The organism is Williamsia muralis NBRC 105860 (assembly GCF_001598915.1).
GTDB classification, from domain to species: Bacteria; Actinomycetota; Actinomycetes; order Mycobacteriales; family Mycobacteriaceae; genus Williamsia; species Williamsia muralis.
In genome coordinates this window covers 279,341-304,839 of record NZ_BDAP01000005.1, presented here as the reverse complement: position 1 = coordinate 304,839, position 25,499 = coordinate 279,341, and the positions used below count along the sequence as shown (strand labels likewise).

Below are 25,499 nucleotides of genomic sequence, written 5' to 3'. Positions count from 1 at the left end.
CGGCGCCGGCCCGTGTGGGCTGATGGTGCCGCCGACAGCTCGACCAGTACCGTTGTGTGTTGTGAACCCACCTGCCTCGCGATCTCGAGTGCCCAGTGTCGGCCGACTCGGACTGCTGGAAGCAACAGCGGCTGCGGATCTGGCGACGCTCGGCTGGGATGCAGAAGAGAGTGTCGATCTGTTGTGGGCGCTTTCGCGCGCGCCGAGTGCGGACATCGCGCTCAGAGCGCTCGTCCGGCTGCACGCTGCCGTCGGCCCGGAATGGGCGGACATCGACGGGCTGTTACGCACCGACCGCGGTTTCAGGGGACGTCTGTTCGCCGTATTGGGTTCGTCGACGGCGTTGGGAGACCACCTCGTCGCCGAAAACCATGCGTGGCGATTGCTGACTCGTAAGGACCTGCCCGAACCGGCAGAGGTTCTGCAGTCGATGCTCGATTCCGTTGACGCACAACCCGAGTCGGGACACGAAGACAACGGGAACCTGCTGTTCCGGGCACGCGAGACAGGCCCGAAAGCGGTGGTTGCGCTGCGGCTCGCCTATCGCGACCTGCTGCTGCAGGTGGCCGCCCGCGACCTCGCGCCCACCGTCGAGGACGAACCGGTCCTGTGGTTCAGCGATGTGAGCAACTTCTTGGCCGATCTCGCCGACGCGGCTCTCACGGCGGCCTTGGCGGTCGCCATTGCCGAGATCTGCGGTGACGACCCGCTGACCTGTCGCATCGGTGTGATCGCCATGGGCAAATGCGGTGCGCGCGAACTGAATTACGTCAGCGACGTCGATGTCATCTTCGTCAGCGAGCCCGCCGATGCGCAGACCAGCCGTATCGCCGGCGAGATGATGCGCGTGGGATCGCTTGCCTTCTTCGAGGTGGATGCCGCGCTACGGCCGGAAGGCAAGGCGGGCGCTCTCACCCGAACCCTCGATGCGCATGTCACCTACTACAAGCGCTGGGCCAAGACGTGGGAGTTCCAGGCCCTGCTCAAGGCGCGGCCGATGACCGGCGACATGGAACTGTGCCGCCAGTACGTGGACGCGCTGAGCCCGATGGTGTGGGAGGCCTCTGAGCGCGAAGACTTCGTCATCGACGTGCAGGCGATGCGCCGCCGCGTCGAGTCGATGCTGCCCGAGGACATGCGCGAGCGCGAGATCAAACTCGGTCGCGGTGGGCTGCGCGATGTCGAGTTCGCCGTTCAGCTCTTGCAGATGGTGCACGGCCGGGTCGACGAAACGCTTCGGGTCAAGGGAACCGTCGAGGCCCTCACGGTGTTGCGGGACGGCGGGTACATCGGCCGCGACGACGGCGCCAATCTCATTGCCTCCTACGAGTTCTTGCGTCTGCTGGAACACTGCCTGCAGCTCCAACGGCTCAAGCGCACGCATACGCTTCCCGAGTTCACCGATGTGGAGGCCATGCGGTGGCTGGCCCGCGCCGCGCACATCAGACCCACCGGCGACCTCGATGCGGGGGGCGTGCTGCGCGAAGAGATCCGACGACAGTCGCATCGGGTCCGCCGCCTGCACGAGAAGATCTTCTACCGTCCGTTGCTCGAAGCGGTCACACGTTTCGACAAGGACGAGTTGAGACTGTCGGACGAATCGGCGATCCGGCGTCTGGGCGCGCTCGGCTACAGCAAACCGCAGAACGCGCTGGGGCACCTGAAAGCGCTGGTCTCCGAGACCGGGCGCCGCGGTCAGATCCAGGAACTGCTTCTGCCGACGTTGCTCGAATGGCTTAGTCGCACACCAGATCCGGACGCGGGCCTTCTCAACTACCGGAGGCTGTGCGACGCAGCGGCCGATCGCGACTGGTTCCTGCGCCTGATCCGCGACGAGGGTGTGGTCGCCGAACGGTTGATGACGGTGCTGGGCACTTCGGCCTACGCAGCCGAGCTGCTGATGCGGTCCCCAGATGTGATCCGGTTGTATGCGGACGGCGCCTTGGGTCCCAAGCTCATCGAGGTCGATCCCAAGGACGTGGTCGGCGGCATGGTCGCCTCGGCCGTCCGGCAGCGTGACCTCAAATCGGCCATCGCAGTGGCGCGCTCACATCGGCGAGCCGAACTGGCCAGGGTTGCTTCGGCCGACATCCTGGGCATGCTCGACGTCCCGCAGGTGTGCCGAGCGCTGTCGCTGGTATGGGCCGGTGTGTTGAATGCCGCGCTGACGGTGGTCACCAAAGCCTCGGTCGCCGAACGGAAATCACCCGCTCCCGCCCGGATGGCCGTGATCGGCATGGGCCGGCTCGGTGGCGGCGAACTGGGTTACGGGTCAGACGCCGACGTGCTCTTCGTCTGCGAACCCGTGGAGGGCGTGGACGAGTCCGAGGCGGTCCGGTGGGCCAACTCGATCGCCGACCGGGTGCGCCAACTCCTCGGGACGCCGAGTGCCGACCCTCCGCTCGAGGTCGACACCGGGCTGCGCCCGGAAGGCCGCAACGGCCCGGTGGTTCGCACCCTCGCCGCCTACGCGACGTACTACCAGCAGTGGGCGCAGGCCTGGGAGATCCAGGCGTTGCTCCGAGCGCACCAGGTCGCCGGCGATGAGGACCTCGGAGTCGCCTTCCTGCACATGGCCGACCAGATCCGATACCCGGAGGGCGGCGTGTCCTCGGATGCGGTCCGTGAGATCCGGCGGATCAAAGCCCGGGTGGATGCCGAACGTCTCCCACGCGGGGCCGACCCGGCAACTCATACGAAACTGGGACGAGGTGGCCTCGCCGACGTCGAGTGGACGGTCCAGCTGTTGCAGTTGCGGCACGGGCACCGGATCCCGGCCCTGCACAACACATCCACCTTGCAATGTCTCGACGCCATCGGCTCGGCAGAACTGCTCGGGGAGAATGACGTTCACCTCCTCAAGGAGGCGTGGCTGACGGCGACGAAGGCACGCAACGCGCTGGTGCTGGTGCGCGGTAAGGCAGTGGACCAGTTGCCGGCGCCGGGAAAGACGTTGCGCGCGGTTGCTTTTGCGGCCGGATGGCACGATGACGACTCGGGGGAGTTCTTGGACAACTATCTGCGCGTGACCCGGCGAGCAAAAGCCGTGGTACTGAAGGTATTCGGCGGGTGAGGCGGCGCTCGCAGCGTCTGGCAGACCGGGGAGCCGCGTTCAAGGTCCTCTACTTCTTTGCCGTGGTGATCGGCTGGGCGCTGTTCGCGGTTGCCCTGGCGGCGGTGTGGCTGCATTTCTTCCCAGGCCGTGGGCAGGTGGCGATCGCTGCTGCCAGTGCCGTACCGCTGATGTTGCTCGCCATCGTTCCTGCCATCCTCATCCTCGCCGTGACACGACGGTGGATCTCCACCGTGCTGGCCGTTGTCCTCTTGGGGGTGGGCATCTGGACCCAGGCGCCGCTGTTCAAAGCGGCTGATGCACCCACTCGCGGGTCGGTGACAGTGGTGCAGGCCAACCTCAAGCTCGGCAAGGCCGATGCCGGGGAAGTGGTGTCGCGGGTCCGGGCGACCGGGGCGGCGCTGCTCACCGTCGAGGAGCTCACGCCCGAGTCCCTTGCATCACTCGAGGGCACAGATCTACGCGGGATGATGCCGTACGAGTTCGTGGTACCCGGCGAAGGTGGTACCGGCACCGGCATATTCAGCCGTTACCCCCTTCGCAACACTGCTGAACTGAACGGGTTCGCGCTGGGAAACCTGCGTGCGGACGTGGACCTTCCCGGCGCGCCCGGCACCACCGTCTTCGCCGTACATCCGATCCCGCCCTACCCCTACGACCCGGATCGATGGGTGGACGAGATGAAACGCCTGCGCGAAACGCTGCATGGGGTCACCGGAGATCGGGTGATCGTCAGCGGAGACTTCAACGCGACATGGGACCACGCGCAGTACCGGTCGCTGCTGGAGCGCGGATTCCGGGATGCGACCGAGCAGGCGGGCGAGGGCGTGCAGTTGACCTACCCGGACGATCGCAGCTACCCGCCGCTGATCGGCATCGACCACGTGGTGACACGCGGATTCACCGCGACGTCGTTGTCCACCTTCTCGGTGACGAGGTCCGACCATCGCGCACTGGTGGTCGCACTGGTACCGAGCTGACGTCTCTTCGGTACCGAGCCGGCCGCGGCCTCACTTCTGACCTCTGATCAGCTCTCGGCGGAGATGATCTTGATGGCGAAAACCAGCGTGTCGCCGGCTTCGATACCGGCCTGGGGATTGCCGTTCGCGTAACCATCGGCAGAGGTCATCGCGACGGCCACGGTGGATCCGACCTTCTGACCGGCGATGGCCTTCTGGAAGCCTGGAACGACGCGGTCGAGCGGGAAGTCGACAGGCACGCCGCGCTCGTAGCTGCTGTCGAACACGGTTCCGTCGCGGCCGTTCACCCCCATGTAGCAGACCGTCACCTCCGCGGTGTCTGGCACGAGCGCGCCGTCACCCTCGGTCAGCGTGTGAACGGTCGTCTGGTCGACGGAGAAGGGTGTGGTGACCTCGATGGCGGGCGCGGTGGTGTCGGTGGAGCCGGTGACAGCGACCTCACCGGTGTTTCCTGGCAACGTCCACTCAGGTTCCACGTCGGACTCCGGGGCCACGGTCGGGCATCCCGCGGGTGCTGCGGTGGTGGTGATCCCCGCGGCGGTTGATTCGGAGGTGGCGGAGTCGGCGTCGGAGCCGCATGCGGCCAGCATCAGCGTCGAGGACACGATGAGGGCCGGGAGCAAACGCTTGAAGGTCATCCAGGCAACGTAGCAGTTGCCGATCGCTGACCGACCACTGCGGTCGGCGAATGTGCTGTGACGCAAACACATCCGCCCGCGACGAATCACTCGGCGCGGGCGGACGTCGCTCGTGGGGTCAGGCGCGCCACTCGGCGGTGCGTTCCGGCGTCGCCTGCGCAAGCGCTTCGATGGTGCCGTCGATCCCGTAGTCCTTGCCGTACACCGGGGTGCCCGGTTGCTGACGCCACGACTCCTCGAGGCTTCCGGCGTCGACCGGATCGAACCCCAGGTCGTCGACGAGCTGGGAGACGACTTTCTTGCCCTCGTCATCCGGACCCGCGATCGGGAGTGCGATGCGGCCCTGTGTCCCGGCCGGGACACCCTTTTCGAGCAGGTGCTTCCAGAAGATGCCGTTGAACACCTTGTAGACCGGCTCTCCGAGGAGCTGCGACACCCACACGCTCTCGGGTGTGCCGTCTTCGATGGCGTCGATCTTGCCGTCGCGCTGCTGCGGGTAGTAGTTGTTCGTCTCGATGATGGGCGCACCGGCTTTGCGCGCCGACACGATGCCCGGCGCCAGGTCGGGAGTGTTCTTCTGCGGGATGCTGACGATCACGAGATCGGCGTCCTCGGCTGCTTCCGACGCCCACACCGCGGTGGCCCCGGTCTCCGATGCCAGGTCGGCGAGCGTCTGCGGGTCGCGCGAGTTGGCGACCCGGACCTCATGTCCGAGTTGGGTGAGGCGGCGCGTGAGGGTTCCGCCGATCTTGCCTGCTCCGATGATGCCGATCTTCACGAATGACTCCCTGCGACGTTGTGACGGGTGAACCTCTTCACGCCAACCGGTGCGGTCGACGGTTCATTCCGTGGGCAGGGTGTGGGCCTGGATACGCCGAACCGGCCCGGTGAACTGCGTGACAGTTCACCGGGCCGGCCGGGTTTGTACTCAGGCGCTGATCGCCGGTGGCGGATCAGACGTCCTTCGCCGGAGGCGGATCAGACGTCGTAGTAGAGAGAGAACTCGTAGGGGTGCGGACGGATCTGCACCGGCTCGATTTCGTTCTCACGCTTGAACGAGATCCAGGTCTCGATCAGGTCCTCGGTGAACACGCCACCCTCGGTGAGGTATTCGTGATCCTCTTCGAGGCGGTCGATGACCGCGCCGAGCGACGTCGGGGCCTGGGGGATGCCCTTGGCCTCCTCGGGCGGGAGCTCGTAGAGGTCCTTGTCGACGGGCTCGTGCGGCTCGATCTTGTTCTTGATGCCGTCCAGGCCGGCCATCATCATCGCGGCGAACGCCAGGTACGGGTTGCCCGAGCTGTCCGGGCAACGGAACTCGAGGCGCTTGGCCTTCGGGTTGTTGCCGGTGATCGGGATACGCACGCAGGCGCTGCGGTTGCGCTGGCTGTAGACCAGGTTGATGGGGGCCTCGTAGCCCGGCACGAGCCGCTTGTAAGAGTTGACCGTGGGGTTGGTGAACGCCAGCAGCGACGGCGCGTGGTGCAGGATGCCGCCGATGTAGTGGCGGGCCAGATCCGACAGTCCCGCGTAGCCGGCCTCGTCGTGGAAGAGAGGCTTGCCGTCTTTCCACAGCGACTGGTGGGCGTGCATGCCCGATCCGTTGTCGCCGAAGAGGGGCTTGGGCATGAAGGTGACGGTCTTGCCGTTCTGCCATGCGGTGTTCTTCACGATGTACTTGAACAGCTGAACGTCGTCGGCTGCGTGCAGCAGGGTGTTGAACTTGTAGTTGATCTCGGCCTGTCCGGCGGTGCCCACCTCGTGGTGTCCGCGCTCGAGGATGAAGCCGGCCTTCTGGAGGTTGGTCGAGATCTCATCACGCAGATCGACGTAGTGGTCGTACGGGGCGACCGGGAAGTACCCGCCCTTCTGGCGGACCTTGTATCCGAGGTTGGGTGAACCGTCGGGGTCGGTCTGCGAAACCGTGTTCCACCAGCCTGATTCGGACTCCACCTGGTAGTGGGTGCCGTTGATCTCGGAGCTGAAGGACACCGAGTCGAAGATGTAGAACTCGGCCTCGGCGCCGAAGAAGCAGGTATCGGCGATGCCGGTGCTGGCCAGGTAGTCCTCGGCCTTGCGGGCGATGTTTCGCGGGTCGCGGCTGTAGGCCTCGCGCGTGAACGGGTCGTGCACGAAGAAGGTGACGTTCATCGTCTTCGCCTTGCGGAACGGGTCGATCCGCGCAGTCGCCGGGTCGGGGAGGAGCATCATGTCCGACTCGTCGATCGACTGGAAGCCGCGCACCGACGATCCGTCGAATGCCAGGCCGTCCTCGAAGACGCTCTCATCGAAAGCCGATGCCGGGATGGAGAAGTGCTGCATCACCCCGGGGAGATCGCAGAACCGGATGTCGACATATTCGACGCCCTCGGACTTGATGCCCTCGAGCAGTTCTTCTTTTGTGTTGTACACCTGTGGGTGACTCCTTCACTCGTACCCGTTGTAGTCAGACCGATTCTTGGGTTCTACCTGGGTCTGACGACTGTCCTTGCCACTCTAGAGCGGCGGATCATCACCGCTGACCGTATTGACACCAGGTTGCTTGGCAGATACCTCGGTGTTTCGCCTGTGTTACGTAGGGAAGTCCGCGACGCAACGACGGTACCGATCACGGCGTGTCGGGGCGAGTCGCGTCCGGTCCGACGGATTCGGCAGCACATCTATGATTGGGCAATGGGACGAATCACCGGATCGTGGCTCTCGGGCCCTCAGTCGGCTCTGCACGATGGTGTCGACGACGGCACCTACCGCGGTGAACAGCTCGGACTGCCCGAATCGGGGCCCGGAGCGCTGGCGTCGTCGTGGCACCGCTGCGTGGGTCTGCTCGTGGATTGGCTGATGTGCGGCGGTATCTCGCTGCTGTTTGTCCAGGACCTGCAGTCGTCGTCGCTGTCGACGATCGTCCTGCTCGTCTGGTTTGTGGTCGGAGCCGTGACCTTGACCGCATTCGGCTTCACCCCGGGCCAGTTCATCACCGGCTTGCGGGTGGCCAGGGTGGACGGGGGCGAGCGGGTGGGACTTCTGCGATCGCTGGGCCGGCAGATCCTCATCGTCTTCCTGGTTCCGCCTCTGATCAATGATGCCGATGGCCGGGGACTGCACGATCGGGCAACCGGTACCGCGTTGGTCCGTACCCGCTAGCCTCCCGCCACACACGCCGACGACAGCGCCACCCGTTTCGGCCCATCCACCATCTGCAGAGTGGATGTGACCAGAACGGGTGGCGCTGTTCTGTGCGGAGCTGTGTGGAGAAGTGCGGAGTGGGGGAAGTGCGAAGTGCGGAGGACTAGCGGCGGCGGGCGGCGCGCTGAACGTTGCGCATCTTCGCACCCTGCGGCATCGGGCCCTTGGGCATTCCCGGTCCGGGCTGCTTCCCGCCCAACGCCGCAAGACGTGATTCCAGGGCGTCGATCCGCGCCTTGTTGATGTTGTTCGGCAATTTGTTCAGATGGCGTTCGAGGCTCTTCAGAGGTACCTGGCCCTCCTCGTTGCCGACGGTCACGTCGTAGATCGGTGTATCGCCGACCAGTCGGGAAATCCGCTTCTTTTCCTGTGCCAGCAACGATTTGGTGCGATGGGGCGCGCCTTCGGCGACGAGGATGACCCCGGGCTTGCCGATGACCCGATGGATCGCGTCGAGATGTGCGGTGCCCGTGACCGCCTGCTTGACCCGCCACTGTCCACGCATGTTGTCCAGCGCCCACGCTGCGGCGCCGGCCTGGCCCTCCGCTTTGGTGAACACCGTCTTCTGAACACGACGACCGAAGATGATGAATGCGATCAGCACACCCAGAACGATGCCCAGCGGCAGAACGAACACCAGCGATCCGGTGAGCACACCGATGAGCACGGCCAGGCCGACCAGGAGAACAACCGCGCCGATCATGTAGGGCAGAAGCAGCTTGTCTTCTTTGCGCTGCATTTGGAACGCCTGCCAGAGCTGCTTGCGGCGGGCCCGCGACGCTTCCTTACGGGCAGCCTTCGCTGCTGCCTTCGCCTCTTTTGTCGCTTTTGGTGCCTTAGCCATGTGGTCCAGGATACTGAACCATCCAAATCAGTTGACCAGGCCGTCCCAACCCGACGGTCAACGTCCGGTGGCGGCGGAGTGCCGGGTCAGCGGGCGAGGCGGGCGAGCAGCGACGTGGCTTCCTGGGTGGCGCTGCCACCGTCGGTCAGGTGGGCCATCTCGGCGGGCAACTCCCGGCCGTGGTGAGCCATCGCCTGGGCATACAGACGGCCGGCCCGGTACGACGAACGCACCAGTGGCCCCGCCATCACGCCGGCGAACCCCAGGTTGTCGGCGAACGTGGAGTGCTCGACGAACTCTTCGGGCTTGACCCACCGATCGACCGGGTGATGCCGTGGCGACGGACGCAGGTACTGCGTGATGGTCAGGATGTCGCAGCCGGCATTGTGCAGATCGGCCATGGCCTCGCGGACCTCGTCCGGTGTCTCGCCCATCCCGAGGATGAGGTTGGACTTGGTGACCAGGCCGGCGTCGCGCGCAGCGGTGATCACGTCGAGGCTGCGCTGGTAGCGGAACGCGGGACGGATGCGCTTGAAGATGCGCGGCACCGTCTCGACGTTGTGGGCCAGCACCTCGGGCCGTGAGGCGAACACCTCGGCGAGTTGGTCGGGGTCGGCGTTGAAGTCGGGGATCAACAACTCGACGCCGGTGTTCGGGTTGAGCTGCTTGATGTAACGCACGGTCTCGGCGTACAGCCAGGCACCGCCGTCAGGGAGATCGTCGCGCGCCACACCGGTCACGGTGGAGTAGCGCAACCCCATCGTGGCGACCGACTCCGCCACCCGGCGGGGCTCGTCACGGTCGAGGTCGCTCGGCTTACCGGTGTCGATCTGACAGAAGTCGCACCGACGGGTGCACTGTTCGCCGCCGATCAGGAAGGTGGCCTCACGGTCTTCCCAGCATTCGTAGATGTTGGGACATCCCGCTTCTTCGCAGACCGTGTGCAGGCCCTCGCTCTTCACCAGGGCTTTGAGTTCGGTGAACTCCGGGCCCATGGTGGCGCGGGTCTTGATCCACGACGGCTTGCGCTCGATCGGCGTCTCGGCGTTGCGCGCCTCGAGCCGGAGCAACTTGCGGCCATTGGGACCAACGGACCCGGGGGCGCTGGATTGAGATGGTTTGTCCTGCGAAACGGTCACTGGATCGATGCTACGCCGGTGCGGGCAGGTGCGAAGACCTGCGGGGAGGGCTCGGTCGGCGCCGGGTGGTCGCTGACCGGGAGGGTGCCGTCGAGCGCGTCGACCACGGCCTTCTCCAGCAGGGGGAGCACCTCGTCGACTGTGACCGTGCGACCCAATTCGCCTGTCAGAGAACCTGCCCCGGCGTCGGGGATACCGCACGGAATGATCGAACCGAACGCATCGAGATCCGGATTGCAGTTGATGGCGATCCCGTGCAGGGCCACAGCGCGAGCGACCCTGATGCCGATGGCACCGATCTTCCGATCCGCACTTCCGCCTCCTGCTCCGAGCACCCAGACGCCCGACCGGCCGTCGACTCGGTATGTCGGAAGGCCGAGCTGCGAGCACACGGCGATCATCGCCTCTTCCAGCCGGCGCACGTAGTCCACGACATCAACCGGTTGGGCGAGCGCGACGATCGGATAGGCGACGAGCTGGCCAGGGCCGTGCCAGGTGATCTTCCCGCCGCGGTCCACGTCGATGACGGGTGAACCGTCTGTCGGCCGGTCGGCGTCTTCGGTTCGTCTGCCGGCGGTGTAGACGGGCGGGTGTTCCAGCAACAGCAGTACGTCGTGGTCCAGCACACCGTCGGCACGGTCAGAAGCGAGCCGGTGCTGCAGGTCGAATGTCTCCTGGTAGTCCACCCGGCCCAGTCGGCGAACCTCGATCGGGTCTCGGGACAGTCGTGAACTGGTCATCGCTTTTTCATCCTGCCGCTCCTCGGCCCTCGCGGCCGGTGGCATACGCCAACGCCGCGGCGATGGTCGGATGCCGATAGTCGAAGTCGTTGCCGGTCAGCACAGCAGGTACAACGTTCTGGCCCCCCAACAACATTTCCTCGGCCATCTCACCGGCACCCCTCTTGAGTGCAAAACCCGGGACCGTCCACGGAGCCGGGCGCCCTAGAGTGCGACCGAATGTCTTGGTGAACTCGTTGTTCGTCACCGACGCCGGGCCACAGATGTTGACCGGCCCGGCAAGCGACCGGTCCAGCACGAACTCGATCGCGCGGACAGCGTCCACGAGGCTGATCCAGGGGAGATACTGACGGCCGTCACCGAGCTTGGCTCCCAGACCCAGCCGGAACAGAGGTCGGAGCTTGCCGAGGATTCCGCCCGTCGGCGACATCACGGGCGAGATCCTGAGCAGAGTGACGCGGTGCTCGCCGGGTACCGATGCCGACATCGCCGCGGCTTCCCAGTCGGTGGTCAGGTCGGCAAGGAAACCCGTCCCGGACGGGCTCTCCTCGGTGACCGCCGTCGACCCGGTGTCGCCGTAGTAGCCGGTGGCGCTCGCGTTCACCAGTACCGGTATCCGTGCGGCCCGTACGGCATCGGCGAGCACCTGTGTCGGGATGATCCGGCTGTCTCGCAGTTGCTGCTTGACATGCCCGGACCAGCGCCGGTCGCCGATGCCCCGGCCACACAGGTTGACCACGGCATCGGTGCCGCGCATTGAACTGGGATCTATGCCGAAAGATTCAGGCTGCCAATGGATCTCGTTCTGCGCCGTCGTCGGCCTGCGAACGAGACGGACCACCTGGTGGCCGGCCCCGGTGAGACTGTCCACCAGGGCCGTGCCGATCAATCCAGATGATCCCGCAACGGCGATGCGCATCGATTAAAGGCCGAGATCTGCCTCAAACGCCGCTTCTTCCAGACGATGCTTCACCGTGGTGAGGAAGCGTCCGGCGTCGGCACCGTCGATCAATCGGTGGTCGTAGGTCAGCGGCAGGTACGACATCGACCGCACCGCGATCGATTCGGAACCGTCTGCTCCGGTGAGCACCACCGGGCGTTTGACGATCGCGCCGGTACCCAACATCGCGGCCTGCGGCGGAACCAGGATCGGGGTGTCGAACAACGCGCCCTGGCTGCCGATGTTGGTGATGGTGAACGTGCCACCGGTCAGGTCGTCGAGCTTGAGCTTGTTGCTCCGAGCCCTGCTCGCGATGTCGGCGATCGCCCGCGCGAGTCCGGCGACCGAGAGGTCGTCGGCGTTGTGGATCACCGGCGAGAGCAGACCCTGCTCGGTGTCCACAGCGATACCGAGATGCACCTTCGAGTAGTAGGTGATCTCCTTGGCGTCCTCATCGATCGAGGCGTTGACGTTGGGATGGGCCTTGAGGGCCTCGACGACAGCCTTCGCGATGAACGGCAGGAACGTCAGGTTCACGCCCTCGCTCGACTTGAAGCCTTCCTTCGCCGCCTTGCGTAGCGTCACGATCTTGGTCATGTCGACCTCGAAGACCTGCGTGAGCTGAGCGCTCTCCTGCAGGGACTCGCGAGTCTTCTTGGCCGTGATCTGGCGAATCCTGTTGATCTTCTGCGTGGTACCGACCAGCTGGGCCAGCTCCGGCCGCGGCGCGACCGCAGACGAAGACGCTTGCGCCGCGGGTGCGGGCTCGGCGGACTTCTCGGCTGCCGGCGGGGTCTTTGCGGCCTCGGCGGCGGCGAGCACATCCTGCTTGCGGATACGGCCACCGACACCGGTGCCCTTGATCGAGTTCAGGTCGACGTTGTTCTCGGTCGCGAGTTTGCGGACCAGTGGCGTCACGTATGGACTCGAGCCGCTGTCGCCACCGCTGGACGCAGGGGCCGACTTCTCGGCGGGCTCGGACTTCGGGGCGGGCTCGGGCTTCTTCGCCTCGGGTTCTGGCTCGGGCTCAGGTTCCGGCTCTGGCTCGGGTTCTGGCTCCGGCTCGGCTTTCGCCTCGGGTTCCGGCTCAGGCTCGGGTGCGGACGGTTTGGCGTCGGCTGAACCGATGACCGCCAGACGCCCGCCGACCTCGACCACGTCGTCTTCCTGGGCGACGATCTCGAGCAGTGTGCCGGCCGCCGGCGATGGGATCTCCGTGTCGACCTTGTCCGTGGAGACCTCGACGAGGGCCTCGTCGGCCTCGACCGAGTCGCCGACCTCTTTCAGCCAGCGCGTCACGGTGCCCTCTGTCACGGACTCACCCAGTTCGGGCATGGTGACGTCGGTGCCTTCACTCGATCCCGATCCCGAAGCGGCGGGCTTGGCCGGCTCGGGTTCGGATTCAGGCTCTGGTTCGGCTTCGGGTTCCGCCTCTTGCTCGGCGGGCGCCTCGTCGGAACCGGTATCGCCGGAGTCTGCGTCGTCGGAGCTTCCGCCCGATTCGCCTTCTTCGCCGATCTGGGCCAGCTCGCCGCCGACCTCGACCACGTCGTCCTCTTGGGCGACGATTTTTGTCAGGACACCTGAGGCAGGGGCCGGGATCTCGGTGTCGACCTTGTCGGTCGACACCTCGAGCAACGGTTCATCGGCCTCGACCGTGTCACCCTCCTGCTTGAGCCACCTGGTGACTGTGCCCTCGGTGACGCTTTCACCCAGGGCGGGCATTTGGACGGAGAAGGCCATCGTTGTCGACTCCTCGATTTCGAGATCCGGTGTACGGTCTGCGGTCTGAGTCCGGGCCACCGGTGTTGGTGACGCGGCGTTGTGGCGGTACTTCCTGGTGGGCCGAACCGCCGGTCTAAACCCTACCTTTTGCTCTACCCTTCGGCAGCGATCTCCTCGAGCACGGCGAAGATGGTGCGTACGGGGACGCCTGTACCGCCTTTACCGGTATAGCCCCACGGGCCTCCGGTGTTGAACGCAGGTCCGGCGATGTCGATGTGGGCCCACTCCACTCCGTCGGCGACGAACTCGCGCAGGAACACGCCGGCCGAGAGCATTCCGCCCCAACGGTGATTGGTGATGTTGGCCAGGTCGGCGACCCGGGAGTCGAGATCTGAACGCAATTCCTCGGGAAACGGCATCGCCCAACCTGATTCGCCCACCGAGCGGGAGATCGTCGCGACACGGTCACGGAACTCCTCGGTGCCCATCACACCGGGTGTGCGTGTCCCCAGGGCCACCATCTGCGCCCCGGTGAGTGTCGCGGTGTCGATGAGGTAGTCGGGGTTGTCCTCGCACGCGCGCACGATCGCGTCGGCGAGGATGAGCCGGCCCTCGGCATCGGTGTTGAGCACCTCGACGGTCTTGCCGCCGTACTGGGTGAGGACGTCGCCGGGACGTTGGGCGGTGCCGGACGGCATGTTCTCGGCCATCGGGACGGTGGCGATGACGTTGACGCCGACGTCGAGTTTGGCCGCGAGGATGGTGGTGGCCACGATCGCCGCAGCTCCGCCCATGTCCGACGTCATGTGATCCATGCCGGATGCTGGCTTGATCGAGATGCCACCGGTGTCGAAGGTGATGCCCTTACCCACGAGCGCAACGGTTTTCGCCTTGCGGCCCGCGGTGTGGGTGAGTCGCACCAGGCGCGGTGGCCGGGAACTGCCCTGGCCGACCCCGACGATGCCGCCGTAGCCGTCCTTGGCCAGGGCTGCCTCGTCGAGGATCTCCACCTTGAGGCCGGCGGCGGAGCCGAGGGCCTTGGCGCGTTGTGCGAACTCGTCGGGGTACAGATGGCTCGGCGGGGTATTGACGAAGTCGCGAGCTGTCGCGACGGCGGTGGCGATGGCCTCGGCGCGCTCGAGATCTTTTTTGGTCTGCTTGTCCGTGGCGGGCACCAGGAGCTTGACCGCGGTGACCCCGGACTTCTCCGGCTCCTTCGAACGGAACTCGTCGAAGCGGTAGGAGCCGAGGAAGAAGCCCTGGGCGGCGGCGGTCAGATCGATTGTGGACAGCGTGGTGAGCGCACTGGCCACCCCCTCGAGGCTGCGGGCGGCAACGCCTGCCTGCCGTCGAACGTGTTCGCTGTCATCGAGTTTGGCCGGGGCACCCAGGCCCACCGCGAGGACAGAGGAGACGCCGAGCCCGGGGGGTGCCGGGATCCGGGTGAGCTGGCCGGCCGCGCCGGTCGCCCCGACCGCAGACAGCGCGGCGTCCACTGCGCCTGCTTGCGCATCGTCGAGCAGTCCATCGCCGATCACCAATGTGGGAGTGCCGTCGTCCTCGGCGGTCGTCAATCCGATGACCAGAACGTCGTCGCCCTTGCCGATCTGGGTCACCAGAGACAGTTCCGGACCCAGCCGACGGTTCGCGCTTGACTTGCTCACGTTTCACTCCCACTCATAGCCGACATGCTTCCCGATTGTCGATCCTAGTTCGCCTCGCTCCCGGGCCCGCCGTGGGCGCGATAGCGTAACGCCATGAGCGAAGGTGAATTGCTGGCCGGACCGATCGAGGAATCGCACCGCACACTGGGCGCGAGTTTCGCGGCATTCGGCGGATGGAACATGCCGGTGTCCTATGCGGGCACCGTCGCCGAGCACACCGCCGTGCGTGAGGCGGTCGGGATATTCGACGTCAGTCACCTCGGCAAGGCGTCCGTCACCGGACCGGGAGCTGCGGAGTTCGTCAACCGCACCCTCACCAACGATCTGAACAAGATCGCGCCGGGCAAGGCCCAATACACGTTGTGCACCAACGAAACCGGCGGTGTCATCGACGACCTGATCGTCTACTGGGTGTCCGACGACGAGGTGTTCATGGTTCCGAACGCCGCGAACACGGCTGCAGTGGTCGCGGCGCTCGCGGCCGTCGCCCCTGACGGGATCGAGGTCCGGAACCGTCATCGCGACTTCGGTGTCATCGCGGTTCAGGGACCCCGCTCGGCGCAGGTGCTCGCGGATCTGGGCGTGCCGACGGAGATGGACTACATGTCGTTCGCCGATGCCGAGTTGGCGGTGGGTGACGCGAGGTATCCGGTGCGGGTGTGCCGGACCGGATACACCGGTGAACGCGGCTACGAGTTGCTGCCGTCGTGGGACGACAGCGCACCGGTCTTCGATGCCCTTCTGTCCGCAGTTGTCGCGGCCGGCGGGCAGCCGGCCGGATTGGGAGCTCGCGACACCCTCCGCACCGAGATGGGTTACCCCTTGCACGGACACGAACTGTCGGTCGACATCAGTCCACTGCAGGCCCGTTGCAGCTGGGCTGTCGGATGGAAAAAACCGGAGTTCTTCGGTCGCGACGCCCTGCTGGCCGAGAAGGAGGCGGGCCCGGTGCGGCGGCTGTGGGGTCTGCGGGCGACCGGGCGCGGCGTGCCGCGTGCCGATCTGCCCGTGTTGTCGGCAGCAGGCGGTGACCGGATCGGCGTGTGCACATCGGGCACCTTCTCTCCGACACTCAAGACCGGAATTGCCCTGGCGCTCATCGACAGTGCCGCAGGCGTCGCCAAAGGCGACACCGTGGTGATCGATGTCCGGGGACGGGCTCTCGAGTGTGAGGTGGTGCTGCCGCCGTTCGTGACCGCGAACGCCGGCTGACCCCGCCCGTTTCGCCTGCGGACCGGGGGTGGTCGGGCCACGCGGAATCGGTGGTCGGAATCGGCTCACGGGTGAGCGTTACCATTGCCTGATGACCTTGGAGTTCGTCCGGACCGAGCATCCCCAGCCGGTGTCCCAGTCGCGCCGCGCCGACATCCTGGAAGCCCCGGGATTCGGCAGGCATTTCACCGACCACATGGTGATCATCGATTACAGCGCGGACAAGGGCTGGCACGACGCGAGCATCGTCCCGTACGGCCCGATCGCCCTGGATCCTTCGGCGATGGTGCTGCACTACGCCCAGGAGATCTTCGAAGGTCTCAAGGCCTATCGGCAGTCCGACGGGACGATCGCATCGTTCCGGCCCGACGCCAACGCAGCGCGGATGCAGCGTTCGGCGCGTCGGCTGGCCATGCCTGAACTGAGCACCGAGGACTTCATGGCCTCGCTGCAAGCCCTGCTGGCCGCGGATCACGAGTGGGTGCCCGCAGCCGGCGGCGAGTCGTCGCTCTATCTGCGCCCGTTCATGATCGCCACCGAGCCCGGCCTCGGGGTGCGGCCCGCGACTGAGTACCGGTACATGCTGATCGCGTCGCCTGCCGGTGCGTACTTCCCCCGCGGCGTTCATCCGGTGAGCGTCTGGTTGTCCACCGAGTACGTGCGGGCGGCGCCCGGCGGTACCGGCGCGGCCAAGTTCGGTGGCAACTACGCGGCGTCACTGCTGGCACAGGCCCAGGCCGCCGAGCACGGATGCGACCAGGTGGTCTGGCTCGACGCCATCGAGCGTCGTCACATCGAAGAGATGGGCGGGATGAACCTGTTCTTCGTGTTCGGATCCGGTGCCGACGCCAAGCTCGTGACCCCGGAGCTGTCGGGATCACTGTTGCCTGGGATCACCCGGGAATCGTTGCTGCAGTTGTCGACCGACGCCGGGTTCGACGTCAGTGAACGCAAGATCAGCGTGGAGGAGCTACGCAAAGGCGTGGCATCGGGCGAGATCACGGAGGTCTTCGCCTGTGGCACCGCCGCGGTGATCACCCCGGTCGGACACGTCAAGGGCGACGTCGACGACTACACGATCGCCGACGGCCAGCCGGGCAAGGTGACGATGGCCCTGCGCGACACCCTCACCGGCATACAGCGCGGGACGTTCGCCGACACGCACGGCTGGATGACCAAGCTCTACGGCTGAGGTCGGCGTCCGGCCTGTCAGCCGATCAACATCCCGCACAAGGCGATCAGTGCGCTCAGCTCGACGAGAGCGCCGAGAACGTCGCCGTTCACGCCGTCGAACCGTCGGGAACAGTGCGCGGTGAATGCCCAGGCGAAGGCTGCGACCACCACTGCGGTGAACGCACCGGGGATCGGCGGTACCGGCTCGATGGCGAACCCGGCGACCACAGCACCCATCACCCAGAACGGGATGGTCAGCCGCTGCGTGCCCGCGGTCAACGCACCGAACTTCGATTTCTCGGTGGCGTGCAACGTGATCCGGCATCCGATCACGGGGGCCACGCGACTGAGGAAGACCACGAAGACGATGGCGGCCCAGTTTCCCTGTTCGATGAGGGCGCCGTATCCGGTTGCCTGCGCACCCATCACCAGCACCAGCGTCGCTGCGCCGAAGGGACCGGTGCTGCCGCTGTGCATCACCTCGTGAACCCGCTCGGGCGGACCGAAACAGCCGAGTCCGTCGGCGGTGTCGGCCAGCCCATCGAGGTGCATGCCCCGGGTCAGGACCGCCAACAACCCGACGATCAACAGACCGAGCATCAACACCGGTAAGTCGGTGAACGACAACCCGAAAGCGGCTGTGGCGGCGATGCCGCCGAGGACCGCACCGACCAGGGGAGTGGACCCGATCACCGCGCCGCCCAAGGCGCGGTCGAACGGGCCCGGTGGTTCCGCCACCGGCAGGATGGTCAACCAGGACAGCGCGGTCTGGGGACCGCGCAGCGCGCGGCGAAGGCTCATCGACCGGCGCGCGTGGGTTCCGGTGCGCCGGTGACCTGGGCTTCGGCGAAGGTGGCCATCGAGGCGAGTGTGGCCACCGCGGACTGCACCACCGGGAGAGCGGTCAAAGCACCGCTGCCTTCACCGAGACGCATCGAGAGGTCAAGGAGCGGCTCGAGATCGAGTTGCTTGAGCGCGAGGCTGTGAGCCGGCTCGGCGGATCGATGCCCGGCCAACCACCACTCGCGAGCACCGGGCGCCATGTCGTTGGCAACCAGCGCAGCGGCTGTGACCACAAGACCGTCGAGGATGACCGGTGTGCGCCGTAACGCGGCCTGGGCCAGGAAGCCCGCCATAGCGGTGATCTCCGCGCCTGCCACGGTGCGCAGCAACTCGAGGGGAACCCTGCCGTGGGGGCGCGCACGACGCATCCCGTCGCGCACCGCCGCAGTCTTGCGGATCCAGCCGTTGTCGTCGATGCCGGTTCCACGGCCGACCACCACCACGGGCTCGTTGTCCGTCAGAAGACCGACGAGAATCGTTGCGGGCGTGGTGTTGCCGATACCCATCTCGCCGGCGATCAAAAGATCGGCGCCACTGTCGATCTCTTGGTCGGCGATGGCCCGCCCGGCGGCGAGGGCGGCGCGGGTCTGCTCGGTGGTCAGAGCATCTTCGACGGTGAGGTCTCCCGAGCTGCGCCGCACCTTGAACCGGCTGATGGCTTCGGGGGTCTCGGCGTCGACCGCGAGATCCTCGACCCTGACCTTCGCACCGTGCAGTCTGGCCAGCACGTTCACCGCGGCTCCACCGGCGGTGAAGTTGGCGACCATCTGTGCCGTCACCTCAGGTGGGTACGCCGACACCCCGGCGCGGGCGACCCCGTGGTCGCCGGCGAACACAACAACCGTCGGCTGACCGAAAGGCGATGGGGGACAGACTCCTTGGCATGAAGCGACCCACACTGCGATCTCTTCGAGCCGACCCAGCGAGCCGGTGGGTTTGGTCAGTTCGCCCTGTCGTGCCCTGGCCGCAATGGCTGCATCACGGTCGGGTGCGGCGATGAAGTCGAATTGCTCGGGGAGTTCGAACTCCGTCGCGGCGCCGAGGCCGGCGTGCTGCCCGGAATCGTCGGACCCCTCGGTCTGTGGGGTTGCCGACGTGGCCTCGATGTCCTCGGATGTCGATGCCTCGACCGGGACGGGCGCGGCGCTGACAGCGTTGATGGCAGCCGGCTGCGGGTCGCTGATCTCGAGCACTTTGCCCGCGACGACCAGGACCGTCCGGTCACACGTTGCCGCCACGGCGTTGTTGAGAAGCCCCAGCTGATCCTGAAACAGCCGTCCCGCCGGCGTGGGCGCCACCAGGGACAGGCCCACCTCGGGACTGATGATGACCAGGTCTCCGGTGAAATCGGCTATCGCAGAAACGAATTCGGCAATCTTGTCGGAGAGGTCGAAGTTGTCGTCGTCCCAGCCGCCCACATCGTCGATCTGTCTGCTGACCCACCCGCCGAGATCGTCGACAAGAGTCACCACGTCCGGGTCGGAGCGAAGTCGACCGGCGACGTCGGCGGACTCCACCGTCTGCCAACCGGCCGGCCGTCGTGACCGGTGCGCGGCGATGCGCTGTGACCACTGTGGGTCGCCAGTCGCCGGATCGGCCGCGGTGGCGATGTATCGGACGCCGGTTGCCGGGAGCAGTCCCTCGCCGAAAGCTGATTTACCTGAACGAATTCCACCAAGGATCAGAGTGCGCATCGTCGCTCAGACCGCGTCACCCGGCTTGACCCTCGGTTTTGGTGCCCGCATGAACCGCAGCTGCATAGCGCGGCTGAATCCGTACCAGCCGAGCTTGAATCCGCCGTCTTCGGTGCTCGGGAACCGCTCGCGGACACGATTGTTCAAAATCCGTCCCAGCAACACTCCGTCGATCACCAGGAAGATCACAAAGACCAGCATGAGCAGGGTGGCGTACACCGCGATGGCCGGCACGAACATGACGATGATCAGCAGGATGGCGAAGGGCATGAACATCCCGGCGAAGTTCCTGCGGGAGTCGACGATGTCGCGGGCGTAACGACGCACCTCGCCCTTGTCGCGCGGCATCAGATACCGCTCGTCGCCTTCCATCATCTTCTGACGCTGGTCGGCGCGCTGCTGACGCCGAGCGTCGGCCTGGTCCTTCTTCTCGGCCTTGGTCAGGGTGACGTTCGACCCCTTGAGTTCTTTCTTCCGTGCCCGTGCCTCGGCGCGGGTCAGCGGGGCCGGGCTGACCGGTCCGCGTCGCTTGCCCTGGGCGTCACGCCGCTTGGGAGTCGGGCGACCTTTGCCCTCGGTGTACCTGCGACTGCCCGCAGTTTCTTCCACCGTTGTCTGACCGGCGGTCGTGTCGACGGTGTCGCCTTCGACGTCGTCCTTCTTCCAGGGCAATTTCACCCCGTCAGATTATCTCCCCGGCGGCAGTTCTGATCCCCGGGTGGTGCAGGACTCCCCGCTGGCCGGGGCAGCCGGCGTCTTCGCTGCGCTGCCGGAGCTGCCTTGCCGTTCCTATACTCCCTCCATGAAGGCTTTGATCGCCCCGGACTCCTTCGGTGACACCCTCACAGCGGTCGCGGCCGCCCAGGCCATCGCGGCCGGGTGGAAGCTGGGACGTCCCGGCGACGAGTTGATATCGGTGCCCCAGTCCGATGGTGGACCAGGATTCGTCGATGTCCTGGCCAGCCGCTTCGGCGACCGCCGCAGCGAGACGGTGGCAGGTCCACTCGGAGCGTCGGTTCGGGCCGACTGGCTGCTGGATCGTCGGGGGGACCGTGCGACCGCCTACGTCGAATGTGCGCAGGCCTGCGGGCTGCACCAGTTGGGAGGCGGCCCCACTCCGCGGACCGCGCTGTCCGCGGACACGTTCGGGGTCGGCCAGCTGGTGGCCGCCGCGGTGGCCGCCGGCGCCACCGAGATCGTTGTGGGGCTGGGCGGCAGCGCGAGTACCGACGGCGGTCGTGGTCTGATCGACGCGCTGGGTGGTCTCGACGGCGCCGCACATTTGCTGAGGTCGGTCACGTTGGTGGCTGCCTCGGATGTCGAGAACCCGCTGCTCGGCCCAGGTGGTGCGGCAAATGTGTTCGGGCCGCAGAAGGGCGCCGACCCCCAGACCGTCTCCTTGTTGGAGGAAGGCATGGCCGAATGGGCCACGTCACTCAACGGTCTCGCCGGCCGCGACATCACCGAGGATGCAGGCGCAGGCGCGGCCGGGGGACTGGGTGCCGCGCTGATCGCGCTCGGGGCGTCGAGGGTGTCCGGGGCGACCGTTATCGCCGAGGCGACCGGACAACAGCAACTCATCGACGACGTGGACCTGGTGATCACCGGCGAGGGGCGGTGTGACGAACAAACCCTCAAGGGCAAGGTCGTCGCGGCGCTCACCACCGCCGCGCGTCGGCGAGGTATCCCGACCGTTGTGCTGGCAGGCCAGGTGACGCTCACCCCCGCGCAGATCGCCGAGGCGGGTATCGCCAGGGCTGACTCGATCGTCGACATCGCAGGATCGGTCCAGCTCGCGATGGATGACGCCGACAACCAGCTGCGCCGACTCGCGCGGCACGTCGCCGAGGAGTGGTGACCGGCGCTTTCGCCCGCCCGCGTGACGCGGGAATAGGTGGGACAGGAGTACGGTTATAGGCGTTGGAAGTTCGCATCCGATACCTGGCAACTGTGCCGATCGCACGCCTACGCCCCGCACACTGAGGAGAATCCATGACCGCATCGAATGAGACCGCTGTGCAGACCGAGACCGAAGCGCCTGCCCACGGTGTGATTCTGACCGATGCCGCTGCCGCGAAGGCCAAGGCCCTGCGCGAGCAGGAAGGTCGCGAAGAGCTCATGCTGCGCATCGCGGTTCAGCCCGGTGGCTGCGCAGGCCTGCGCTATCAGCTCTACTTCGACGACCGCAACCTCGACGGCGACCTGGTTGTCGAGTTCGACGGCGTCGGACTGGCCGTCGACCGGATGAGCGCGCCGTACGTCATGGGCGCGAGCATCGACTTCGTCGACACCATCGAGAAGCAGGGCTTCACCATCGACAACCCGAACGCGACCGGCAGCTGCGCCTGCGGCGACTCGTTCAACTGACGCCCAGCCCCGACGGGGCTCTGGCTCTCGGCAACGGCCGCATCCGATCACTCGGATGCGGCCGTTGTCCTGTCCAGGCAGTTGTCATGCCGGCCCGGCTGGAGGCGCCAGCCCATACTTTCGGCGGATTCGGGGTATGCCCTGCTTCGTCTGTGGGCGTATGTAGCGTTAGCCCCATCACCGGGTGAACAGAAAGGCTCGTTTTCGTGGCCATTGCCATTTGTGGATCGATCGCAACAGATCATTTGATGCGTTTTCAGGGGAAGTTTTCCGAGCAGCTGCTTTCCGAACATCTTGACCACATCTCTCTCAGTTTCCTGGTCGAGGAACTCATCATCCGGCGCGGCGGTGTCGCCGGGAACATCTCGTATGCGATGGGTGTCCTGGGTGGTTCACCGTTGCTCGTGGGGTCGGTGGGCAGCGACTTCGACGACTACCGCAAGTTCCTGGAGGACAACGGTGTGGACACGCGCGGTGTCCGCGTCTCGGAGACAGCCCACACGGCACGCTTCATGTGCACCACCGACGATGAGATGGCTCAGTTGGCCAGTTTCTACGCCGGAGCGATGAGTGAATCCCGCCAGATCTCCCTTGCCCGGCTCGCCGAGGAGTTCGGCAAGCCCGAGTTGGTCCTGATCGGCGCCGATGATCCCGAGGGGATGATCGTGCACAGTCAGGAGTGCCGGGAGCTGGGCATACCGTTCGCCGCCGACCCCTCGCAGCAACTCGCGCGACTCGACGGCGAACAGGTACGCGAACTCATCGACGGGGCCACCTACCTGTTCACCAACGAGTACGAGTGGGGACTGCTACGTCAGAAGGCCGGGCTCAGTGATGCCCAGGTCGCCGAGATGGTCGGCTTGCGTGTCACCACGCTGGGCAGCGGCGGCGCCGAGATCGTCGAGGCCGACGGAACACGCACCCATGTGCCGGTGGTGCCCGAAACCGAGAAGGTCGATCCGACCGGTGTCGGAGACGGCTTCCGGGCCGGATTCCTCGTCGGCAACGCAGCGGGTCTGAGTCATGAGCGCAGCGCCCAGCTCGGCTCGATGGTCGCCGTTCTGGTGCTGGAAACCATTGCGCCGCAAGACTGGACGTGGAACCGCGAATCAGCGTTGGCACGCATTGCGGGCGCGTACGGAGACGAGGCCGCTGCCGAGATCGGAGCGGTCATCCCGGCGTGAGATGGCCGCCCCGGCCTACGCCGAGGCTAGAGCTTGACGGGGTAGCGGTGATCTTCGATCTGGGGCGTGATGGTGCCCTCGACGAAGATCCCGTGCCACACCATGAAGATCAGCACCGTCCAGAGTCGTCGACTGTTGTCGACCACTCCGGCGCGATGCTCCGTCAGCATCTGCCGCACCGCGTCTTTGTTGAAGATGTGCTCGGTCTGAGACTTCTCGACGGTCTGCTGAGCCCAGTCGTAGAGTTCGGTCCCGGCCAGCCAGTGACGCAGCGGAACGGGGAACCCCAGCTTCTTGCGGTGCAGTACGTGCGCCGGGACTATTTGCTCGAGGGCCTTCCGCAACGCGTATTTGGTGGTGCCGTGCGAGATCTTCTCGTCGAAGGGCAGGGCCTCGGCGACCCGCATCACCTCGGGGTCGAGGAAGGGAACCCGCAACTCGAGCGAGTTCGCCATGGTGATCTTGTCGGCCTTCACCAGGATGTCGCCGCGAAGCCAGGTGAACAGGTCGAGATGCTGCATCCGCGCCACCGGGTCCCACCCCTGCGAGGTCGCGTAGATCGGAGCTGTCACATCAGTGTGGGTCCAATCCGGTCGGAAATCCTTCAGGACAGCGCGTAGCCGCGCGTCGTCGAAGCTGCGTGCGTTCCCGTAGTACCGCTCTTCGAGCGACATCGAGCCGCGGTGCAGCAGGCTCTTACCGCGTGTGCCCTCGGGTATGCGGTCCGACAACCGGCCCGCTGCCACTCGCAGTCCTCGGGGTAGCCGCTCGAAAGGCTTGAGCGACAACGGTTCTTTGTAGATCGTGTACCCGCCGAAGAGTTCGTCGGCACCTTCTCCGGACAAGACCACCTTGACGTGCTTACGTGCTTCTTTCGCCACGAAATACAGCGGCACCAGAGCCGGGTCGGCGACGGGGTCGTCGAGGTACCACACGATCTCCGGGATCGCGGCGGCGAACTCGGCAGGTCCGACGACCTTGACGACGTGCCGAGCGCCGATGGCCGCGGCCGATTCGGCTGCCACGTCCACCTCGGAGTAGCCCTCGCGCTCGAACCCGGTCGTGAACGTGATCAGGTCCGGGTTGTGCCTGATCGCCAGCGCCGCGATGGCCGTCGAATCGATGCCCCCGGAGAGGAACGAGCCCACCGTGACATCGGCACGCATGTGTTTGGCGACCGAATCCTCGAGCGCTGCGGCGATCTCGTCGTATCGCTTCTGCTGGGTGTCCGGGGTGAACGGGCGAACCTTGAACTGGGGAGTGAAGTACCGACGCACCTGCGGTCGTTGTCCGGGCTTGATGGTGGCGTAGCTGCCGGACTCGAGGCGACGGATGCCCGCGTGCAGGGTTTCTGGTTCCGGTACGTACTGCAGCACCGTGTAGTGCTGGACTGCGCGGGGGTCGAGACCGTCCGCGACGCCGATCCGGTCGAGGAGTTCGAGGAGGCTCTTCTTCTCGCTGCCGAAGACCGTTCCGCCCGAGCCCGTCGCGATGAAGAGCGGCTTGATGCCGAAGGGGTCGCGGGCGATGAACATCGACCGCTCCTCGGTGTCCCAGATCGCGAAGGCGAACATGCCACGCAGCCGGGCGACCGCGTCAGGACCCCAGTGATGGAAGGCAGCGACGATGGCCTCGCCGTCACCCTGGGTGCGAAACTCTGCGCCCTCGTCCCGGCTCAGCTGTTCACGAAGCTCGAGGTAGTTGTAGATCTCGCCGTTGAAGACCAACGCGTACCGCTCCGGATTGTCCGCGGGACCCCAGCGCAGCGGCTGATGCGAGTGCTCGATGTCGATGAACGCGAGACGGTTGAACCCGAAGGCGACATCCGCGTCGTGCCACGTTCCACCCGGCTCGTCAGGCCCACGGTGGCGCATGCAGTGCGACGCCGCGGCCACCAATTCGGCAGACTCTCCCGCAGACGCGTCGCTGGACAACAGACCTAGCAGACCACACACGAAAAAGCCTCAATTCGTCCTCCGGACAGCACTTCGAACATGCCCGAGTATGCCGCAACAACGGCCACCCCCGCCCGCCCGGCCCATGCGCGTCCTCGGCATTCCGGGCGTCGGTGACACGAACCCAAACCCCGATACGAATGTT

General features: G+C 66.1%; 21 protein-coding genes. 8 read left to right on the top strand and 13 right to left on the bottom strand.

The window, feature by feature from the left end; genetic code table 11:
• The first annotated feature begins 61 nt into the window (after nucleotides 1-61).
• Both WIMU1_RS19350 and WIMU1_RS19345 read left to right on the top strand, forming a co-directional pair.
• Nucleotides 62-3,073 (top strand): bifunctional [glutamine synthetase] adenylyltransferase/[glutamine synthetase]-adenylyl-L-tyrosine phosphorylase, encoded by a 3,012-nt coding sequence (locus WIMU1_RS19350; protein ID WP_116914809.1) that lies wholly within the window; start codon nucleotides 62-64, stop codon nucleotides 3,071-3,073.
• Nucleotides 3,070-4,053, top strand: coding sequence for an endonuclease/exonuclease/phosphatase family protein (locus WIMU1_RS19345; protein WP_062799586.1), 984 nt, complete (start codon nucleotides 3,070-3,072; stop codon nucleotides 4,051-4,053). Before WIMU1_RS19350 ends, WIMU1_RS19345 begins: the two co-directional genes overlap by 4 nt.
• A 47-nt stretch (nucleotides 4,054-4,100) precedes the next feature.
• On the opposite strand, the gene WIMU1_RS19340 is transcribed toward WIMU1_RS19345, so the two are convergent.
• The 3 genes from WIMU1_RS19340 to glnA all read right to left on the bottom strand — a co-directional run bounded on the left by WIMU1_RS19340 (nucleotide 4,101) and on the right by glnA (nucleotide 7,103).
• Nucleotides 4,101-4,691 (bottom strand): FKBP-type peptidyl-prolyl cis-trans isomerase, encoded by a 591-nt coding sequence (locus WIMU1_RS19340; RefSeq protein ID WP_062799872.1) that lies wholly within the window; start codon nucleotides 4,689-4,691, stop codon nucleotides 4,101-4,103.
• A gap of 118 nt (nucleotides 4,692-4,809) precedes the next feature.
• Nucleotides 4,810-5,469, bottom strand: a complete 660-nt coding sequence (locus WIMU1_RS19335; protein ID WP_062799585.1) for an NADPH-dependent F420 reductase — start codon at nucleotides 5,467-5,469, stop codon at nucleotides 4,810-4,812.
• Nucleotides 5,470-5,669: 200 nt separating this feature from the next.
• Complete coding sequence (gene glnA / locus WIMU1_RS19330; protein ID WP_023953803.1) at nucleotides 5,670-7,103, bottom strand: type I glutamate--ammonia ligase; 1,434 nt, start codon at nucleotides 7,101-7,103, stop codon at nucleotides 5,670-5,672.
• 261 nt (nucleotides 7,104-7,364) lie between these two features.
• On the opposite strand from glnA, the gene WIMU1_RS19325 reads away from it, so the two are divergent.
• The gene (locus WIMU1_RS19325; protein ID WP_023953801.1) at nucleotides 7,365-7,832 is read left to right on the top strand and encodes an RDD family protein; all 468 of its coding nucleotides are present in this window, start codon (nucleotides 7,365-7,367) and stop codon (nucleotides 7,830-7,832) included.
• 145 nt (nucleotides 7,833-7,977) lie between these two features.
• Here WIMU1_RS19325 and WIMU1_RS19320 read toward each other — a convergent pair whose 3' ends face one another.
• From WIMU1_RS19320 to WIMU1_RS19295, 6 genes are all read right to left on the bottom strand, one after another.
• Nucleotides 7,978-8,718, bottom strand: coding sequence for a DUF4191 domain-containing protein (locus WIMU1_RS19320; protein WP_062799583.1), 741 nt, complete (start codon nucleotides 8,716-8,718; stop codon nucleotides 7,978-7,980).
• 86 nt (nucleotides 8,719-8,804) lie between these two features.
• The gene (gene lipA, locus WIMU1_RS19315) at nucleotides 8,805-9,857 is read right to left on the bottom strand and encodes a lipoyl synthase (RefSeq protein WP_023953797.1); all 1,053 of its coding nucleotides are present in this window, start codon (nucleotides 9,855-9,857) and stop codon (nucleotides 8,805-8,807) included.
• Nucleotides 9,854-10,597: a lipoyl(octanoyl) transferase LipB gene (lipB, locus tag WIMU1_RS19310; RefSeq protein ID WP_062799870.1), complete on the bottom strand. Its 744-nt coding sequence runs from the start codon at nucleotides 10,595-10,597 to the stop codon at nucleotides 9,854-9,856. Before lipB ends, lipA begins: the two co-directional genes overlap by 4 nt.
• Before the next feature lie 7 nt (nucleotides 10,598-10,604).
• The gene (locus WIMU1_RS19305) at nucleotides 10,605-11,516 is read right to left on the bottom strand and encodes a TIGR01777 family oxidoreductase (RefSeq protein WP_062799581.1); all 912 of its coding nucleotides are present in this window, start codon (nucleotides 11,514-11,516) and stop codon (nucleotides 10,605-10,607) included.
• 3 nt (nucleotides 11,517-11,519) lie between these two features.
• Complete coding sequence (gene sucB / locus WIMU1_RS19300) at nucleotides 11,520-13,280, bottom strand: 2-oxoglutarate dehydrogenase, E2 component, dihydrolipoamide succinyltransferase (RefSeq protein ID WP_062799869.1); 1,761 nt, start codon at nucleotides 13,278-13,280, stop codon at nucleotides 11,520-11,522.
• A 134-nt stretch (nucleotides 13,281-13,414) separates the two neighbouring features.
• Nucleotides 13,415-14,926: a leucyl aminopeptidase gene (locus WIMU1_RS19295; protein WP_062799579.1), complete on the bottom strand. Its 1,512-nt coding sequence runs from the start codon at nucleotides 14,924-14,926 to the stop codon at nucleotides 13,415-13,417.
• 93 nt (nucleotides 14,927-15,019) lie between these two features.
• On the opposite strand from WIMU1_RS19295, the gene gcvT reads away from it, so the two are divergent.
• Nucleotides 15,020-16,138 (top strand): glycine cleavage system aminomethyltransferase GcvT, encoded by a 1,119-nt coding sequence (gcvT, locus tag WIMU1_RS19290; RefSeq protein ID WP_062799572.1) that lies wholly within the window; start codon nucleotides 15,020-15,022, stop codon nucleotides 16,136-16,138.
• 91 nt (nucleotides 16,139-16,229) lie between these two features.
• On the top strand, nucleotides 16,230-17,330 hold the full coding sequence (locus tag WIMU1_RS19285; protein ID WP_062799570.1) for a branched-chain amino acid aminotransferase: 1,101 nt from the start codon (nucleotides 16,230-16,232) through the stop codon (nucleotides 17,328-17,330).
• Between the two features lie 17 nt (nucleotides 17,331-17,347).
• Here the strand turns inward: WIMU1_RS19285 and WIMU1_RS19280 are convergent, their stop codons facing one another.
• From WIMU1_RS19280 to WIMU1_RS19270, 3 genes are read right to left on the bottom strand one after another with little or no spacing between them, the layout of a single operon-like run.
• The gene (locus WIMU1_RS19280) at nucleotides 17,348-18,112 is read right to left on the bottom strand and encodes an adenosylcobinamide-GDP ribazoletransferase (RefSeq protein WP_023953783.1); all 765 of its coding nucleotides are present in this window, start codon (nucleotides 18,110-18,112) and stop codon (nucleotides 17,348-17,350) included.
• Nucleotides 18,109-19,848, bottom strand: coding sequence for a nicotinate-nucleotide--dimethylbenzimidazole phosphoribosyltransferase (gene cobT / locus WIMU1_RS19275; RefSeq protein WP_062799568.1), 1,740 nt, complete (start codon nucleotides 19,846-19,848; stop codon nucleotides 18,109-18,111). The genes WIMU1_RS19280 and cobT overlap by 4 nt, the downstream gene beginning before the upstream one ends.
• 6 nt (nucleotides 19,849-19,854) lie before the next feature.
• Nucleotides 19,855-20,526, bottom strand: a complete 672-nt coding sequence (locus WIMU1_RS19270; RefSeq protein ID WP_062799566.1) for a DUF3043 domain-containing protein — start codon at nucleotides 20,524-20,526, stop codon at nucleotides 19,855-19,857.
• 124 nt (nucleotides 20,527-20,650) lie between these two features.
• Here WIMU1_RS19270 and WIMU1_RS19265 point away from each other — a divergent pair, with 124 nt between their 5' ends.
• From WIMU1_RS19265 to WIMU1_RS19255, 3 genes are all read left to right on the top strand, one after another.
• Nucleotides 20,651-21,706 carry a glycerate kinase family protein gene (locus WIMU1_RS19265; protein ID WP_062799868.1) on the top strand — a complete coding sequence of 352 codons (1,056 nt, stop codon included), beginning with the start codon at nucleotides 20,651-20,653 and terminating at the stop codon, nucleotides 21,704-21,706.
• Nucleotides 21,707-21,840: 134 nt separating this feature from the next.
• The gene (locus WIMU1_RS19260; protein WP_023953775.1) at nucleotides 21,841-22,215 is read left to right on the top strand and encodes a HesB/IscA family protein; all 375 of its coding nucleotides are present in this window, start codon (nucleotides 21,841-21,843) and stop codon (nucleotides 22,213-22,215) included.
• A 206-nt stretch (nucleotides 22,216-22,421) separates the two neighbouring features.
• Nucleotides 22,422-23,399, top strand: a complete 978-nt coding sequence (locus WIMU1_RS19255; RefSeq protein WP_211339022.1) for a carbohydrate kinase family protein — start codon at nucleotides 22,422-22,424, stop codon at nucleotides 23,397-23,399.
• Between the two features lie 26 nt (nucleotides 23,400-23,425).
• Here the strand turns inward: WIMU1_RS19255 and asnB are convergent, their stop codons facing one another.
• Nucleotides 23,426-25,354: an asparagine synthase (glutamine-hydrolyzing) gene (gene asnB, locus WIMU1_RS19250; RefSeq protein WP_062799564.1), complete on the bottom strand. Its 1,929-nt coding sequence runs from the start codon at nucleotides 25,352-25,354 to the stop codon at nucleotides 23,426-23,428.
• Nucleotides 25,355-25,499 lie beyond the last annotated feature (145 nt).